This window comes from Thermoanaerobacterium calidifontis (genome assembly GCF_055381745.1).
Map to the genome: position 1 here is coordinate 1,790,377 of NZ_AP042436.1, position 18,368 is coordinate 1,808,744.

15 protein-coding genes and 1 pseudogene are annotated in these 18,368 nt (G+C 36.3%); all 16 read right to left on the reverse strand.

Going from position 1 to position 18,368, the window contains the following annotated elements:
* Window position 1: 1 nt before the first annotated feature.
* On the reverse strand, window positions 2–1,192 hold the full coding sequence (locus ACZ42G_RS09395; RefSeq protein ID WP_274892965.1) for an MFS transporter: 1,191 nt from the start codon (window positions 1,190–1,192) through the stop codon (window positions 2–4).
* A gap of 152 nt (window positions 1,193–1,344) precedes the next feature.
* Window positions 1,345–3,249, reverse strand: a complete 1,905-nt coding sequence (thrS, locus tag ACZ42G_RS09400) for a threonine--tRNA ligase (protein WP_464850189.1) — start codon at window positions 3,247–3,249, stop codon at window positions 1,345–1,347.
* 278 nt (window positions 3,250–3,527) lie between these two features.
* Window positions 3,528–4,109, reverse strand: a complete 582-nt coding sequence (locus ACZ42G_RS09405) for a DUF445 domain-containing protein (RefSeq protein WP_464850190.1) — start codon at window positions 4,107–4,109, stop codon at window positions 3,528–3,530.
* A 95-nt stretch (window positions 4,110–4,204) separates the two neighbouring features.
* Window positions 4,205–5,080: a putative sporulation protein YtxC gene (gene ytxC, locus ACZ42G_RS09410; protein WP_464850191.1), complete on the reverse strand. Its 876-nt coding sequence runs from the start codon at window positions 5,078–5,080 to the stop codon at window positions 4,205–4,207.
* 54 nt (window positions 5,081–5,134) lie between these two features.
* Window positions 5,135–5,869 carry a DUF6873 family GME fold protein gene (locus ACZ42G_RS09415; protein WP_464850192.1) on the reverse strand — a complete coding sequence of 245 codons (735 nt, stop codon included), beginning with the start codon at window positions 5,867–5,869 and terminating at the stop codon, window positions 5,135–5,137.
* 42 nt (window positions 5,870–5,911) lie between these two features.
* Window positions 5,912–6,874 carry a GGDEF domain-containing response regulator gene (locus ACZ42G_RS09420; RefSeq protein WP_085112206.1) on the reverse strand — a complete coding sequence of 321 codons (963 nt, stop codon included), beginning with the start codon at window positions 6,872–6,874 and terminating at the stop codon, window positions 5,912–5,914.
* Window positions 6,875–7,056: 182 nt separating this feature from the next.
* Window positions 7,057–8,391, reverse strand: coding sequence for a GH1 family beta-glucosidase (locus ACZ42G_RS09425; RefSeq protein WP_464850195.1), 1,335 nt, complete (start codon window positions 8,389–8,391; stop codon window positions 7,057–7,059).
* A 116-nt stretch (window positions 8,392–8,507) separates the two neighbouring features.
* Window positions 8,508–8,711: a 4Fe-4S binding protein gene (locus ACZ42G_RS09430; RefSeq protein ID WP_085112208.1), complete on the reverse strand. Its 204-nt coding sequence runs from the start codon at window positions 8,709–8,711 to the stop codon at window positions 8,508–8,510.
* A gap of 117 nt (window positions 8,712–8,828) precedes the next feature.
* Window positions 8,829–10,670 (reverse strand): asparagine synthase (glutamine-hydrolyzing), encoded by a 1,842-nt coding sequence (asnB, locus tag ACZ42G_RS09435; protein ID WP_274892972.1) that lies wholly within the window; start codon window positions 10,668–10,670, stop codon window positions 8,829–8,831.
* Between the two features lie 278 nt (window positions 10,671–10,948).
* Entirely contained in the window at window positions 10,949–12,142 is a 1,194-nt protein-coding gene (locus ACZ42G_RS09440) for an ABC transporter permease (RefSeq protein ID WP_464850197.1), read from the reverse strand.
* Window positions 12,123–12,854: an ABC transporter ATP-binding protein gene (locus ACZ42G_RS09445; RefSeq protein WP_464850199.1), complete on the reverse strand. Its 732-nt coding sequence runs from the start codon at window positions 12,852–12,854 to the stop codon at window positions 12,123–12,125. Before ACZ42G_RS09445 ends, ACZ42G_RS09440 begins: the two co-directional genes overlap by 20 nt.
* Window positions 12,855–13,108: 254 nt before the next feature.
* Complete coding sequence (locus tag ACZ42G_RS09450) at window positions 13,109–13,447, reverse strand: P-II family nitrogen regulator (RefSeq protein WP_085113287.1); 339 nt, start codon at window positions 13,445–13,447, stop codon at window positions 13,109–13,111.
* Window positions 13,444–15,039, reverse strand: a complete 1,596-nt coding sequence (locus ACZ42G_RS09455; RefSeq protein WP_464850202.1) for an ammonium transporter — start codon at window positions 15,037–15,039, stop codon at window positions 13,444–13,446. The genes ACZ42G_RS09450 and ACZ42G_RS09455 overlap by 4 nt, the downstream gene beginning before the upstream one ends.
* Before the next feature lie 25 nt (window positions 15,040–15,064).
* A complete protein-coding gene (locus tag ACZ42G_RS09460; RefSeq protein WP_013298280.1) occupies window positions 15,065–15,310 on the reverse strand; it encodes a hypothetical protein in 246 nt (81 codons plus the stop codon).
* 140 nt (window positions 15,311–15,450) lie between these two features.
* Entirely contained in the window at window positions 15,451–16,770 is a 1,320-nt protein-coding gene (locus ACZ42G_RS09465; protein WP_464850204.1) for an ammonium transporter, read from the reverse strand.
* A 325-nt stretch (window positions 16,771–17,095) separates the two neighbouring features.
* A pseudogene (locus ACZ42G_RS09470) lies at window positions 17,096–18,149 on the reverse strand (IS30 family transposase).
* Window positions 18,150–18,368 lie beyond the last annotated feature (219 nt).

Sequence of the window (18,368 nt, forward strand, 5' to 3'; positions counted from 1 at the left end):
ATCATGCTCCCCCTTTGCTTAATACAGTTTTTTCAGTTTTATATAGCGCAACAGCAAAAAGCAATATGCTGGACAAGACTCTCAATACCGTCGTTATATACATGAATGCTTCATATCCCACAATTTCATAAAACCACGTTCCAACAATAGGCGATAGAAAAGCGGCAAATTGTGTCACGATGGTATAGATGGCAATATAATTCATCTTTTCCTTGTGGTCAGGCAAAAGCTCCAAAAGCCAGTTTAAAGAAAGCATGGTGTATCCTGCTGTAGCCATACCGCCAAAAAAGTCTATGGCAGCACCTACGTAGAGGCTGGTAACTTTAGCCCATAATGCTGGAATCGTGGATATAAGTAAGGTACTTATGCTTAATGCAATGCCATTTCCTTTTCTATCCGCGAGATTTGCCCACCACTTATACGTTAAAATAGAACCTACTGAGCCTACAATCGTTGAAATGCTCATCCACATGTTGTTAGCGTGGAGATTGTCGACTTTGTATATGGTAAATATAGGCCATGCCATCATCCACGTAAAAGTAAATATAAAAGATGCAAGGCTAAAATAGATAAACTTTCTCGATTGCATCATAGTTTTTAGCGAATCTAAAATAGACGCTGAAGCTTCTTTTTTGTGGGATACGTAGTGAAACTTTGAGTAATAATAGGCGTCAAGTATCCCAAACAAAAATGCTATAAAAAACATTATCTGGTAACCGTATGGAAACTTGATCCTATCCAAAAGTATGCCTGTTATTAATACCGCCGCTGTGCCTAATACGCCTGTCCAGATGTTTCTATCCGCAAAGACTTTGCCGCGAAACTCCTCAGGTATCAAATCGCTCATAAATGACTGCCAACACATTCCTGCGACAATAGCCGGCAAATTCAATAGTCCTACAAATAAAACCACCGCTTCAGGTCTAAACTTGCTCATAAACGGAACTAAAGCAACTAAAAGGTAAAAGCTCCTTGTAATGTACTCTAAAACGTAGGCAAACTTAAAGACATTTTTAGCCTTATTTATAAAGATTGTAGCAGGCAGTATCCCAATCAAAGCCATAAGGGCTGGAAGAGAATTAATAAGAGATACTTCGTAGTTGTTGGCACCCAATTTTATAGCGAATATGCCTACAAATGGCATAATCATATTGTACCCTATTGAAAATGTTATGCCATTTAGCAGATTCATCTTTATGTTGTAGTTGAGATATTTGTAGACCTCCCTATTTTTAGCCGTAATTATTCCCCCCGATAAAACACTACATATTTAGATTATCATTTTTTATTTTGCCAATCAAGGCAGTAGAATGTCCACCAATTCAAAGTTGGTGGACATTTCTTTTAGAGGGATTTTTGCTTAATCTCTTCCAAAATGGATGATAAAAATTCTTGCAATGATTTAGATCCAAGATCTCCTTCTTTTCTTGATCTTACAGAAACATTTCCTGCTTCTACTTCCTTATCGCCTAATATAAGCATATAAGGTATCTTTTGCATTTGCGCTTCTCTTATCTTGTAGCCTATTTTCTCATTTCTATCATCAAGCTCGACCCTTATATCATTTTCCAATAGCCTTTCATAAATATTCTGTGCATAACCCAAGTGCTTATCAGAAATCGGAAGTATTTTTACCTGCACAGGAGCAAGCCATGTAGGGAATGCACCAGCAAAGTTTTCTGTGAGAATCGCTATAAACCTTTCTATGCTGCCAAATACCACCCTGTGCAACATGACAGGTCTATGCTTTTCACCATCATCACCGACGTATTCGCAGTTAAACCTTTCAGGCATCTGAAAATCCAACTGTATCGTGCCACACTGCCATGTACGCCCTATGCTGTCCTTTAGATGAAAGTCAATCTTAGGGCCGTAAAAAGCTCCATCGCCTTCATTCACCTTATAATCGAGCCCTATATGCTCCATAGCCTTTATCAAGGCGTTTGTTGCCAATTCCCAGTCTTCGTCAGAACCTATCGAATTCTCTGGCCTCGTAGAAAGTTCCACAAAGTACTCAAATCCAAATATCTTGTAGAAGTAGTCGATAAGTTTGATGACTCCCAGGATTTCTGATTCCACCTGATCTGGCGTCATAAACAAATGGGCATCGTCTTGCGTGAAACTCCTAACTCTCATCAGCCCATGGAGAGCACCTGATAATTCATGCCTGTGAACAAGTCCCAGTTCGCAAAGCCTAAGAGGCAGATCTCTGTAGCTATGCATAGTTGAATTGTACACAAGCAAAGCACCCGGACAGTTCATCGGCTTTATGGCATAATCCTCATCATCAATCTTTGTAAAGTACATATTTTCTTTGTAATGATCCCAATGGCCTGATCTGTGCCACAGCTCTTCGTTTAAAATTATTGGCGTCTTAATCTCCTGATAGCCTCTCTTTGCATGTTCTTTTCTCCAAAAATCTTCTAAGATGTTTCTTAAGATCATTCCCTTTGGATGGAAAAACGGAAAACCAGGTCCTTCATTGTGGATGCTGAAAAGATCCAATTCCTTTCCCAATTTCCTGTGGTCTCTTTTTTTAGCTTCCTCAATCATGTTTAAGTATTCGTCTAACATGCTTTTCTTAGGAAAGCTTATGCCATATATTCTCTGCAGCATCTTATTGTGCTCGTCGCCTCTCCAGTAAGCACCTGCCACTGAAAGGAGTTTTATGGATTTAACCATGCCTGTCGATGGCAAATGTGGCCCTGCGCAGAGATCTGTAAATTCGCCTTGTCTGTAAAAAGATATTGTAGCATCCTGCGGCAAATCCTTTATAAGCTCAACTTTGTAAGGTTCACCTTTTTCTTCCATGAATTTTATAGCTTCCTCTCTGGGAAGCACAAACCTCTCAAGCTTTAAATCTTCCTTAATAATCTTATTCATCTCGTCTTCTATCTTAGAAAAATCATCGACTGTAAAAGGTTCATCAACATCAAAATCGTAGTAAAAACCATTGTCAATGGCGGGACCTATTGTAAGCTTCACGTTTTTATAAAGCCTTTTAATGGCCTGTGCCATTATATGTGATGAAGTGTGCCAGTATATCTTTTTTCCATCCTCATCATCAAAAGTCAAGATTTCCAGCTTGCCGTCTTCATTGATTGGTGTAAACAGCTCCACAATCCTGCCATTTAATTTGCCACCAACTGCTTCTTTAGCAAGCTTCTGACTTAGACTTTTAGCGATTTCATATACGCTTATGCCACTTTCATATTCTCTTTCTGTTCCATCTTTAAGTATTATCTTCATATCTTGTCCTCCTTTTTAAATTTAAATAAAAGAACCTCACGCCAAAAGAGGCAGAGGTTCTGCGGTTCCACTCTCATTTATACTCTAAATTATAACGGAATTACCGATCGGATTCATCACCCGCAGCTTAGAGGTGGTCTTCGATATCAAAAATATTTGAATGATTTCAGCCTAAGTCATCCAATCTCTTTGATATTTTTAGATATCTACTTTCCTCATCATCGCCAAAATATTGATTTTTTTCTATTATATAATTGATATACTGACTTGTCAATATTCTACAACAGCCTTACCACAAATGCCTGTAAAATTCCGATTACAAAACCTAAAACCCCGCCTAAAATCACAATCATCTTTAATTCTTTATTAGAAACATCCAGTATAATCTTCTCCAGCTTTTCAAGCTCAAAAAGCTTTATCTTCTCCTCAACTATCTCTGCTATGCCAATCTTCTCTGACATATCATTAAGCATCGTAGCTGCAGATTCATCCAAAAACTTCTCTGCTTCTTTGCTTACAATCCCAACTACATAATTTACTATCATCGATTTTAATGACCTCGGTATAAACGAAGGGATATTCTTCTCAACTGTAGAATCAACATCGTCTAATATCTTCTTTATTATATAATTGCGATTGTCTTCATTTAAAAGCTTATCCAATATGTCGTCCATCGATACAAGTTCATCTTCCACTACTTTTCCTATTGATGACGCTATCTCATCTCTCCTTCTGGGTATAAGCCCTTGAATAGAAATGCCAAAAATTTTTACAGGCTTTATCGGTCTAAAAAGCATGACGACAGCAATGTAATTTGTTATCCATCCAATAGCAGCACCAACAACGCCTAAAAACATCATTTGTAGAAAAAAATGCATTAGATCACCTCAACAAAATAACCTATGAATATAATAACAGATTTCTTCAAATAATAAAACCCAGTTTAAGCTGGGTCTTATTTCCTTGCTTCATTTATCGCACATAAGCTGCAACCATTGCATATAAATACTTTGTTTGAAAATATTTTTTCAACAGTATCAAAGACATCTTTACTTTTTATATTTTCCAATGAATGTATATATATCTTAGAAGGAGCCATTGCAATAAGTGTGCTTATAAGCATATCATCATCTGTCAATTCTCCTCCTGTAAATTCAATTGTTATATCGCTTAAAAACTGCCCTGTTATAGGCTTCTTTTCTTTGTCGTAAAATGAAAATTTACCACTTTTATCAACGAGGATGTTAAGAACATCTATTTTGGAGTCCTGAAGTTCTACAAAATACTTTAATAGCCCGATAAATTCATCGTATTCCTTTTGCATCATGTATTCGTCAACCGCTCTATCCACTACCTCGCTTAACTCGCCAATAAAATCCCTTAACCTGAAATTGACAAACCCTTCTATGTCAATAGTCTCATTGTCCTTTAAGAAATCCTCTATTTCCTCAAAGATTCTTTCTTTCTTAACTAATTTGAATGTCTCTCTATTTACATCGTTATCTAAAATACCTCTCGCTATGTTTTCGATCTTTTGCTTCTCATCAGAATCAAAATAGTAATAGTATTTATCTATAATCCTTTTTATCAACTTCTTGTCGATCTGATTGACTATTACATCAGAAATCACATCAGATACATGCTCTTTTATTTTAGCTATATTTTTACTCGAAACTCTATCCTCTACGTCTATATTAAAAAAAGTAATGTTCCCACGATTATCTAAATTTACAGTAAAATCTAGCCCTTCATTCTTCATATATTCTAACTCATTGTTAAAAACACTGCCACTTAATAAAGCATTTGGGATACCGATAGACAAAAGCTGCATTTTTCTCACTCCCTTCGTTAGTAGTATGTGCTTTTAAGTCTTTTCTTTGCATCATCAGTAGAGTGGAATAATGGAACCTATGTCTTTTACTTCACCAGATGACAAAAAAATTATTTCTTTGTTTTTATATTTCAAAAAATCAATTATTTTCTTGTATTCGTTGTGATATCTTAAATCTCCAGCAACGCAAAAAACATCTTTATCTATAAGTCCAGACGCTCCTCCTATAAATCCGTAATCAAACCCATTAAGCTTTATACCACCTTGTTCAATCAAAAGGCAGTCAAACCCTTCTTTTAAAGCTGTCTTATAAATACCTGCGTCCGATGTTATGAAACTTATATTGTCCACGATTGCCATGTTGCACTTGGTGTATCCTTGCTTAACGTGTATAAATTTCACTCCTTTTTTCTCTAATACTTCCCTTAATACTGGATCAGTATACTTCAAATTATGAAAAGCATAATCGCCTAATCTTGCTACATTATATGCTATATTGCCAGGATAGTTTCTACTTAGTACAGTCTTCCCAAATATTACTTCCAAGTTTAACTTTTTGATTTCTTCAACAAAATTTTCATCAACATCTGGCGCTAAAACAATTTGTCTGTCACCTACATTGTGGGCGATTATATCCGGATGATACGATATGGCTTCGTAGAGAGAAGCATGTCTTTTTGTCATTACGACTTCTATTTCCATCTTTTTCAATGAATTGACTACATCAAGATGCCTTCCATCGACGACGACACACCGTACTTTTTTGTCAGGTACATAAGGATTTTTCAAAAATAAAACCTCCTAAAAAAAATCAGCATACCTACTGTATGCCTAACATTTCCTTCTATCTTTTAAGTATTTGCTTCCTTCTATAGACTTAAGCTTCCTCTTAATCTCTGCAGCTACTGCACTTATCTGCAGCTCATTATCAAAATTTCTGTTTTCGTTCGTCACAACAGCTATAGATATTGAAACGAATGGAAACCTCTGTATTTCTCCTCGCCTATTGATGACTTCTATATAGCCATTGGCCAAATCCTCATCATCGTAATACCTCTTTATATCCTCATCAAAGGTATTTATTATATAATTGCATATATCATCGATTTTATCTGGAGTAGTTATTATTATAAAGTCATCTCCGCCTATATGCCCTAAAAAATCGTTGGGATTTCCACATTTAAAAAGGGCATCTTTCAAGATCCTGGCTGTCTGCCTTATTATTTTATCGCCACGTGAAAATCCGTAGTAATCATTGAAGGACTTAAAATTATCCAAGTCTATGTACAAAACGGCGTACAAGAGCCCATTTTTTATGCGCCTTCTTATCTCATACTTTATGTCAATATTGCCTCTAAGTCCTGTAAGTGGATTGGCCATCCTGTTGTGCTCGATCCTCTGAAACAGATTTTTCACTTGTGCAAGAAGTTCTTTTTCATTGAATGGCTTCGTTATGTACGCATCAGCGCCTAACTCCAACCCGTGCAGTTTCTCTTCATAATTGTCACTGGATGTCAAAAGTATGACAGGCACCAATTGATTTTCTTCCTCATCCCTCAATATTCTAAGTAAGTCAAATCCACTAAGACCAGGCATGACTACATCAAGTATGACCATATCCGGCAAAATGCGTCTATACAACTTTAAAGCCTCATCGCCATCTTGTGACTCGTAAATTTTATACCCGGCGCCGCCTAAAATGTTTTTTAAAATAGTCCTGCTTAGCTTATCATCATCAACGATCAATATACTTTTTTCATTCACATTACTTCCCCCAAAATCTTTTTCACCCATAATAAATTATATTTACGACTTGTAAGAATGATTCGCTCCAAATGCAAATAAAAAATAATAACCAATATATTACATCACTAATAAATTATAATATTGAAGAAGGCAATAGTCAATAAAATATAAGAAAAATGGCAGATTTGATGCTCTGCCATTTTCTACTATTCTCAACACGATTTTTATATTTAGATGGTTCTTGTAGAAATCAAATCTTTATACCATAGGGCACTGTCCTTCAAAATCCTTCTTTCCGTCTCATAGTCCACATATACGATGCCAAATCTCTTTGAATAGCCATGAGCCCACTCAAAATTATCCATAAGCGACCACACAAAGTACCCTTTTAAATTTCCACCATCATCTAAAAAGCGTTTAGCCTCTTTAAAATGCTGTCTTAAAAACTCTACCCGCTTTTCATCGTGTACACGATCGTCATCCTCAACGACATCATTAAACGCCGCACCATTTTCAGTAATGTACAATGGCATATCATAAGTGTATTCTCTTTTAAGCCTCATCAAAATATTGTAAAGCGATTCAGGGTAAATCTCCCATCCCATCTCCGTCTTTTCATTTCCAGGATCTATCTGCACAACATCCAAAATACCGTCATTTCCTTTCTGGACAACTGCTCTTGTGTAATAATTAACTCCCAGAAAATCTAATTTTTGAGAAATCACCTTCAAATCTTCATCATTTATAAAATCGACTTTTGCAAATTTACCAAAATACTCTACCATATCTTCCGGGTATTTGGCTTTAAATAGAGGATCTAAGAACCATCTGTTTTGGAAACCATCGGCTATTTGAGCCGCAATTTTGTCATCGTCGCTATCTGAGGCAGGAAATACTTCGTTTAAGTTTAGAGTAATGCCTATTTTAGAGTCATCTAAATTTAGATCTCTAAATATTTCCACAGCTTTGCCATGTGACAACAAAAGATGGTGCGAAACTAACAAAGCTTCACCTAGATCTTTATGCCCTGGCGCATGTTCGCCGATGAAATACGACAAAAATGAAGAACACCATGGCTCATTTAATGTGATCCAGTTTTTTATGTATCCGCCCAGTTCAGAAAAAAGTTTTGCGGCATATTCACCATACCACTCAACAACATCTCTATTAAGCCATCCACCTAAATCATCAGCCCATTGAGGCAGATCCCAATGATATATTGTAGCAAAAGGTTTAATGTCATTTTTTAAAAGCTCATCAGTCAACCTTTTATAAAAATCCATCCCTTTAGGATTGTACTGCCCTTTCGCAGGAAAAATCCTTGGCCAAGCAATAGAAAATCTGTACGCTTCAATGCCTAAGTCTTTCATCATCTTTACATCGTCCTTGTATAGATGGTAGTGATCGCAAGCCACATCGCCATTATGGCCTTTGTATACCTTTCCATCTTGTCTGGAAAATGTGTCCCAGATAGACATAGTCCTGCCATCCTCGTTGTAAGCACCTTCAACTTGATACGAAGCCGTAGCCACGCCAAACAAAAAATCTTTGCTAAAGTCTGACATTTCACACCCTCCCATAAATTATCTATTACAATTATACCATATATTTACTATTAATGAAAAGAAAATAGACAAAAAAATATAGGTATATACCTTTCGTACATACCCTTTCTAATACACTACGCATTTACTAATTTTATGGCGCCGTGTGGACAATACCTGGTACAAACGCCGCATCCAGTACATTTTTCTTTATCCACATTTATCTCAACTTGAAACAAGCCCTTTCTTGATAACTTAAATGCGCCAAACTTGCAACTGTGACTTGCTGGACAAAACGGTGATCTATCACATATATCTTGATCTACATATGCATACCTCATATCATTTCCTCCTTTTGGTCTATTAATATTTTATTATACCCCCCTACTGTAGTAGGGTCGTCTGTATACATTATACTTGTCTTTCGTCTTGTTTGTCAAGATATTTTTATAGACCATCTATAAAATTTTTATCTTGTACTTTAAAAGCCATTCATTTATTTGTATAAGGTATGCATATAGCTGAGGACCGCCCATAAGTTGAGAAAACCATGCCGGATCGTAATCTTTTGCATCCGTATCTATGAGATTTTTCACTTCATTTTTGTCGACTAATTGTAAAATCGGTGAAGACGGATCGTCAATAATCCTCTGAAGCCAAGTTTTTACCTTCTCTTTAAAAATCGGGTTATGTGTCTTAGGATACGGACTTTTTTTCCTTTCTACTACTATATCAGGTATATACCCTTTTAATGCTTCTCTCAAAAGGCCTTTCTCTCTATTGTGAAGATTCTTCATATCCCACGGAATATTCCAGACATATTCCACTATCCTGTGATCCAAAAACGGCACCCTAACTTCAAGACCCGATGCCATGCTCATCCTATCCATCCTATCAAGAAGCATGGAAAGAAATCTCGTCTGGTTTAGATAAAATATCTCCCTCATACGGGAAGATGCTTTATCTTCTCCTGAAAGTTTAGGTACTTCCTTTAATGCTTCATTGTACCGATCGTTTAAGTACTCTGTTGGACGGATCTTTTTTACAACATCTTTAGATAAAAGATTCATTCTTTTTTCAACCATTCTTATCCATGGAAAAGTGCCTGACTCGATGGCAGCTTTATTTCTAAACCATGGATAGCCTCCAAACACCTCATCAGCACCTTCACCTGACAGCGCAACTTTTACATCCTTTTTGACTTCTCTCAAAAATAAGTACAAAGAAGAATCAACATCAGCCATTCCCGGCAAATCGCGGGCATAAAGAGCAGGCAACAGAGCATCTGCCAGTTCTTCATTATCTACATAGACATAATTATGAGCCGTATCTATTTCTTTTGAAACAGCTTCAACTAAATCTGAATCGCTGTTTGGCTGAAATTGATTTGGTTTAAAGTATTTATCGTTTCCGATGTAATCTACTGAATATGTTATAAGCTTGCTGCCTAATTTTTTTAACTTTTCATTGGCAAAAGCAGAAACCGCAGTAGAGTCTAATCCACCAGAAAGCAGCGAGCACAGCGGTACATCCGAAACAAGCTGACGCTTTGAGGCATCGTCCAAAAGATACCGAATCTTTTCCATCGTAGTTTTAATGTCATCTTCATGGTCTTTACTTACCAATGACCAGTATCTTTCAATTTTTATTCCGTCTTTGCTAAACGTAAGAGAATGGCCCGGCTTTAACTCATATATATCACGAAAAATTCCAATCCCCGGCGTCCTGGTAGGACCCATGACAAAAATCTCTGCAAGTCCTTCTTCATCCACTTCAGCCTGAACGTATGGATGTGCTAAAATCGCTTTAATTTCCGAGCCAAAAATGAGAGAACCATTCTTATAAGTATAAAAAAGAGGTTTGACACCTATCCTATCCCTTGAAAGAAAAAGTTTATTCTCGTAACCATCCCATACCGCAAATGCGTATATGCCATTTAACTTGTGGACACAATCGCTGCCCCATTCGATATATGAAGTCAACAAGACCTCTGTATCTGAATGACCATTGAATTTGTAACCTAACGACCTAAGCTCATCCCTTATTTCCTCCGTATTGTACAGCTCTCCATTGTATATTATCACGTACTTTCTCTCGCCAAACTCCTTAATCATCGGCTGCTCTCCACCCTCAGGGTCAATGACTATAAGCCTTGTCTGTGCAAAACCACAATGAGTCGAAAACCATGTACCCCAGCTATCAGGGCCTCTATTCCTAAGTCTTTCTCCCATTGCAACTACTATGTTTTTCCTATTTATCACTTCTTCATCAAAGCTTACCCATCCTGCTATTCCGCACATCGTATCAGCCCCTTTCGAAATAATAATAAGGGTAGCTATATTGATTGATATTGAATTTCATCTGTTTGTAGTATATGTAGAAAGGGTAAAAATGTGAAAATTCTTGGTGATACTTACCTTACCAAAGCATTTGTAGTCATGCAGTTAATTAAACTTTTAAAATTTTTATAAAAGATATCAAATTTTTGTTAATATTTAAAAGGCTTCTACAATTTCTCTTTCGTGTAGAAGCCTTTGTAAAATGTTTTTGCCTGTATAAAATGATATAGATTTGCTTATTACGCTCTAAAAAGGGCCCATTCCTGCTTAAACATCACAGCAGCTAAGTATACACTAATACTTATATATACTAATGATGAAACTATGAATATTCCTATGTGTGCCATATTAACAATGCCATAAAGCAAATCTTTAAAAATTGAAATAGTCCCAAATACAGGTAGTGCAAAGTAAAACGCGGAAATTTCATTAGGCATTTTATACATAACCATATATGCAGGAATTATCGCAATAAACACTAATGGTGAAATATATGACTGGCCTTCTTTAAAAGATTTTGCATATGCACTTAAAGCAAGTTCTAAAGCTGCAAATATTGATGCTGTAAAAAAGGCAGCCACGAACATGACAATTATTGCTGTCGTGCCCATTTTAAAATCGGCATTTAAAGATACCATATCTTTATTAAAAACAAAAGATACAAATAACCCTGAAAGTGAAGCAACAGCACTGAGAAGCGCCATGGCTGTTACAGCTAAGTATTTGCCTGCCATTATAGAAAGTCTTGACGCAGAAGTCGTAAGCAAAGGTTCCAGAGTCCCTCTTTCTTTCTCGCCAGCAGCCAAATCAACGGCAGCTCCTATCCCCCCTGTCGCTGTCCATAAAGTCAAAAGCATTGGCACAATGAATGATAAAAAAGACCCTGCCATTTTGCTCTGTGAAGCTACGTTTTCTGTCTTTACCACAATTGGCTCAATTATCTTAGGGTCTATTCCATTTGCTATAAGTCTTTGTTTTACGATGATGTTTGAATATTCCCTTATAAATCCTTCAATCATGCTTTCTGCATTGGCAGATTTAACATTCGACTTGTCGACCTGTATTATTAAATTGGTGTTCTTGCCCTCTCCTATATTTTTATCAAAATCAGAAGGTATAATGACAATCGTTCGTATATCACCTTTCTCAAGACTTTCTTTAGGATTTTGTAGATCTGTTATTACATTTATTCCTGTAGATTTTAAATAATTTACGAATCTTTGATTATCACCTTCATCTATAACAGCTATTTTTGTATCGCTTACTTTTTGCTGAGATATGCTTTCTGCTCCACCTATAACTATGTACATCATTATAGGAATAAACAAGGCAGGAAGAAGAATTGTTACTATCCATGTCTTTTTATCTCTAAAAATATCTTTTAGCTCTTTTTTTAAAACTATAAAAATATGTTTAAACTTCAACTTTATCACCTACCAATTCCATAAATAATTCTTCAAGATTGTCTGTTTTGTACTTCTCCTTTAAATCTCCAATAGTCCCTTCCTCTATAAGTTTCCCTTTGTGTATTATACCTATCTTGTCACAAAGCTTTTCTACCTCTGACATACTGTGGCTTGAAAAAATAATTGTCTTTCCTTCTTCTTTACAAAGCCTTATAAAATCGTGTACTTCTCGTACCGAACCTACATCCAATCCTGATGTTGGCTCATCAAAAAGCATCACCTTAGGATCATGTACTATTGACCTTACAATCGCCACCTTCTGTTTCATTCCTTTTGAAAGTTTGCTTGCTGCTTTATCAATAAATCCTGTCATGTCAAATTTACGTATTAACATATCAATTTTTCTATTTATCTCTTTTTTATCCATATCGTGAAGCTCTGCAAAATAAAGTATATTTTCTCTTGCAGTAAGCCTGTCATATAAACCGCTTTCTCCCCCAAAAAGTATTCCTACTTCTTTTCTTATATCTTCTGGTTCCTTTATCAAGTTTTTCCCATTTATAATGACTGTTCCACTTGTAGGCTTAAGCATTGTAGCAAACATCCTTAAAGTAGTGGTTTTTCCTGCACCATTTTCACCCAAAAGCCCATATATTTCTCCTTCTTCGACTTTAAAGCTTAAATTATCTACTGCTTTAATGTTTTTAAACATTTTAGTTAAACCATAGACTTCTATCAAAATCTACACCTCCAATTTATTTTGTAACAAGCTTATTCATAATTTACAGATTTTTTATGAAAAGTAAATTACTTTTATATTAGCATACATATTATATTTATACAACAATGAAAATTCACTCTGTTTGTGCAATTGGACTTATAGACGCTTAATTTTCAAAAACCCATATTTGTACCTATCCTTAAATATCTATATTTTTAAAAAGGCTTCTACACGTTCTCTCGTGTAGAAGCCTTGGTAATTTCACTAAATCTTTATATTGCTTTTTCTCCGCGCTCACCGGTTCTTATCCTTATGGCGTCTTGTATGTCGTATATGAATATCTTTCCATCGCCTACATTGCCTGTTCTTGCTACTTTCGTAACAGCATCTACGATGCTTTCAACGCTTCCATCATCTGTCACTATTTCTACCTTAACTTTAGGAAGGAGGCTTATTTCAATTTCCGCTCCTCTGTAAATCTCTTTTTTACCTTTCTGATGTCCACATCCAAAAACCTGTGACACCGTCATCCCGTGTATTTTCAGCTTATTAAGCTCTGATTTTACATCTTCCAAAACATCCGGTCTTATTATGCATTCAACTTTCTTCATAACTTTACCCCCTTGCTTAGTACAACATCATCTAAAACTTGTGGACTTTTTATATTTTTTTCAATCACACCATCCGAGTACACAACAGGCGTCAATTGGAAATCAGGATATGCTAAAACGCCCATTTCCGGCAAATCAAGCCCTGCGATTTCATCTTCCGGTTTGACTCTTATACCCATTATAGCATCAAGAGCTTTATAGAACAAGTAGCTTAATCCAAATCCATATACGACTATAACCGCCATATCTATAAGCTGTGCCCAAAGTTGACCTGTACTGCCATAAAGTATTCCTGTTACAGCACCTTGTACTCCGTTGAGTCCTGCACCATATGTGCCATCTGCAAATATGCCGACGCTTAAAATACCCCACAAGCCATTCACACCGTGTACAGAAAATGCTCCTACCGGATCATCTATCTTAAGTTTATTTTCAACAAAAGCAACAGACACGCAGACCAAAATGCCAGCCACAGCACCGATTATAAAAGCTGATATTCCATTTACAAATGCACATGGAGCTGTTATCGCCACAAGTCCGGCAAGAGCACCATTACACATCATCGACGGATCAGGTTTTCCATATTTAACCCACATATAAAGCATTGCAACAAGTCCTCCTACAGCCCCGGCGATCATGGTATTTGTTGCAACAACCGCCAACCTTAGATCCGTTCCATTAAGTGTTGAACCTGCATTGAATGCAAACCATCCAAAGAAAAGTATGATCGTACCGAGAATGGCCATTGGTATATCATGGCCTGGTATTGCTACAGGTGTACCATCCTTCTTGAATTTCCCTATCCTCGGTCCTATGACCATCGCTCCTGCAAGTGCCATCATGCCCCCCATTGCATGAACGACACCAGATCCTGCAAAATCAATTACACCATTCCCCAGGCCGAGTTTGGCTCCAAGCTGTGAAAGCCATCCTCCTCCCCAGACCCATCCACCATAGATGGGATAATAAACCATTGAAACAAAAAACGATCCAATGACAACCGCTAAAAATTTAACTCTTTCTGCCATCGCACCAGTAGGTATTGTAACCGTCGTATCCATAAATACCATCTCAAAGAAGAACAACGCATACACACCTACATCATACGTTCCACCGCTTGATAGGAAAAATCCATTAAGCCCCAGTAAATTCCATCCTCCTATGCTTAGTGCATGGCTTAAAGGTGCTGTACCTCCAAGGCTTGAAAATGAGCCAGAACCCCCCATCATAAATGCAAAACCGGTTAAGAAGAATCCAACAGTACCTACTAAAAATACCATGAGGTTCATCGCCATAGTGTGCATTGCATTTTTAGCCTGTGTAAAGCCAGTTTCAACAAGTGCAAACCCAGCCTGAAAGAAGAATATCAAAAATGCAGTTAGCATTACCCATACAAAATTAATGCCAAGCTTATTCTTTGCAACCTGTGTCGCTACTTCATCTAATGTCGGCTTACCTGCTACTGCACTTGCAATGTCTTTTGCAGTGCCAAGATTTGCTCCTGTTGGATCACCACCAGCAGCATATGCAAAGCCAACTACTGTTGCCAAAAGTATTGCCAATACAATGCCTATTATCACTTTCTTTTTCATAAAAAGAACCTCTATTATTTATTTTTCATATTCTTTTAAAATTGCTGATTGAAAATTTTTTGTCTTTTATATTTTTTGAAAGCCTATGAATTTTCCCAAAATAGATTATTACAAGGTAGATTACAGGTAATGCCATTATGAATGCTGGTACGTGATTTGAAAAAATTAATATTGTATTATGCACAGTACTGCTGTATAATATAAACGCCAAACTTAAAATTAAAATTATTGTATTTATGGTATATAAGATGATGATAGATATTTTTTTCACTTATATTATCACCTCCTTCTAAAAAATGAAGGTGCTTATACCTTAAAAGATAAAGATTAAGCACCTTTGCTTTTAATTTACCAAATAAATTGATTATATTTATCTGGCAAAATTTATATTAATATATTGAAGCTTTTGACTTATTGGTTAAAGTCAATCGCTTTAAACCCAAGATTATACGCTTCTTCGCCATGTTCTACTATATCAAGTCCTAATTCCTCTTCTTCTTTAGTCACTCTAAGCTCCATAAATATGCTTATTACTTTAAGTATGATGAATGACATCAATCCTGCAAAGATATACGTTGCAGCAACGCTTAAAAATTGAATCAACAATTGATTTGGATTGCCGTAAAATAAGCCATTTGCACCTGCAGGATTTATAGCCTTAGTTGCAAATAGTCCTGTCGCCAGTGCACCCCATGTACCTCCAACACCGTGTATTCCAAATGCGTCAAGCGAATCATCATATCCAAACTTATGCTTAATGTAATTGACAGATATAAAGCATATTATACCTGATATAACACCTATTACAATTGCTGAAACGGCTGTAACATATCCTGACGCTGGTGTAATTGCAACAAGTCCTGCTACAGCGCCACTTACAGCACCTAGTAGTGTCGGCTTACCGCTTACTTTCCATTCAGTTAATACCCATCCTATTGCTGCAGCAGCGGCAGCCGTATTTGTCACAACAAATGCATTAACTGCAATGCCATTTACAGATAAAGCACTTCCTGCATTAAATCCAAACCAACCAAACCACAAGAATGCTGCCCCCATCAAAACCATCGGCATGTGATGCGGTACCATCTTTGCATTCTTTCTCTTACCAAGAATTAAAGCTGCTACAAGACCTGATACGCCAGAACTTATGTGAACAACTGTACCGCCTGCAAAGTCCAATGCACCTAAGTTTTTAAGCCATCCGCCATTTCCCCATACCCAATGTGCAAGTGGATCATATACTAACGTTGTCCAAAGGAGTGTAAATACTATAAATGCTGAAAATTTCATTCTTTCAGCAAACGCACCAGTTATTAAAGCAGGTGTTATTATAGCAAACATCAATTGATATACCATAAACGCTAGAAGTGGTATCGTAGATGAATAAGTACTGTCGGGTCCAAGACCGATGTTATTAAGTCCAGCCCAATGTAAATTGCCTATCAAGTGGTATGTATCACCACTAAAAGATAATGAAAATCCAAATAATACCCATTGTACAGAAATAAGTGCAATAATAGTAAAACTTTGCATCATTATGCTTATGACGTTTTTCCCATTAACCATGCCACCGTAGAAAAGTGCAAGTCCCGGCGTCATAATCATGACTAAAGCTGCTGAAAATAATATAAACGCCGTATCTCCTGTATCAATCTTTCCTGTAGCAGCAAAAGCTATGTTTGGTACTGCCGTTATTAAAAAAATTGCTGGGACAAATATCTTTTTTTTCATATAGATTCCTCCTTTAAATAATAATAAAAGAAGACGCCCTAATACATAGGTAGCCCTATGAATTAGAGCGTCTTTGCTCTGCCGTTTTAAAGTAACAATATTTATCTTAGTTATTATTGTATATCTAATTATTGATTATGTCAATAGATAAATATACTATTTTTGCAGTAAATTTAAAATGCAAATTGCAATATTAAATGCAACACTTTTTAAATAATTGATAAAACCATAATTTTCTAACCATGTATGATATATCTGTTTCCCCTATAGGGGAAACAGAGGCCTTAATTTTGCATTTTGCCATGGTTGAACTATTTCATCGTAATCATTGCGCATAATTGATAACTTTGCTAACCTCATCTAAAAAACATTCTTCAGGTGTCTTGTATCTTAAGATCCTCCTTGGAAGTTGATTGCACCAATTTTGAACTCGTCTTATAGCCCACTCTGACAAGTCAGCTATCGTTTTGCCTTTAGGTATAAACCTCCTTATTAACCCATTATGACGCTCGTTTGTCCCTCTCTCAAATGCAGAATATGGGTGACTAAAATATGCCTTGCTTTCACATTCCTTTAATATCTCACTCAATTCGGCAAATTCCGCGCCATTGTCTGCCGTTATACTCTTAAATATCTTTGAAAAATTCTCCTTATATTGCGCTTTGAGTTCATCAAATACCTTCTTGATTGATAAACTGTCTTTTTCATCTATCACAAAGATATATTCATACCTCGTTAAACGTTCTGTCAGTGTTAATAATGCTTTATCATTTGATCTCTTGCCTATAACAGTATCTATTTCCCAATGCCCAAAACTCTCTCTTTTGTTTATCTCCTCAGGTCTTTGCGATATGCTCTCTCCCATAATCTTCTTGTTCTTTCTTATTATCTTTTTCTTTGGTTTTAAGCGCACTTTTAAGCACAAATCAATATTGCGAACTCTCAACAAGCCTTTATCTATGTAATTATAAAGGGTTTTGGTGCATACCATTTCTTCTTTCCAGTAGACATTATTTCTGCAGTAACCTACAACTGCATCGGGTGACCATTTCTCTTTCAATATTTTCCCTTCTGCAAATTTCAAGAACTTCTCTGCTTTTACCACTTTTAGTTTTGCTCCGCAGTGTTTTCGATTCTTTTTATATACCTCGTATCCCACTTCAGGAAAATACTTCTCATATGTAGTTAAATCTGATCTCATTTGGGTTACAGTTCCTCTTCTTATCTCTCTTGAAATAGTACTTTGGAGCCCTTCTCAGTATCTTTGCTATTTGACGCATTGATTTACCTTGTTCTCTTAATGTATAAATCATTCCCCTTTCATATTGTGACAGGTGTTTAAAACTTCTCTTTTTTGTGGTATTATTATTCTTAGCCATAGTTTCAAACCTCCTGTATGTTGATTTGATTTTTCACTTAATATCATACATGGTTTGAAACTATGGTTTCAATTTTTCTTAATTAAATTTTTGCTTGTTGCATTTAATTATACAACTAACCACCTCAAAATTTAACAATGATATTACCTCTTTTCTTATAACATCGAGGAAATTTTATTAAATACCTATGATTCCACTGCAAAAAGTCTTTATTAAAAC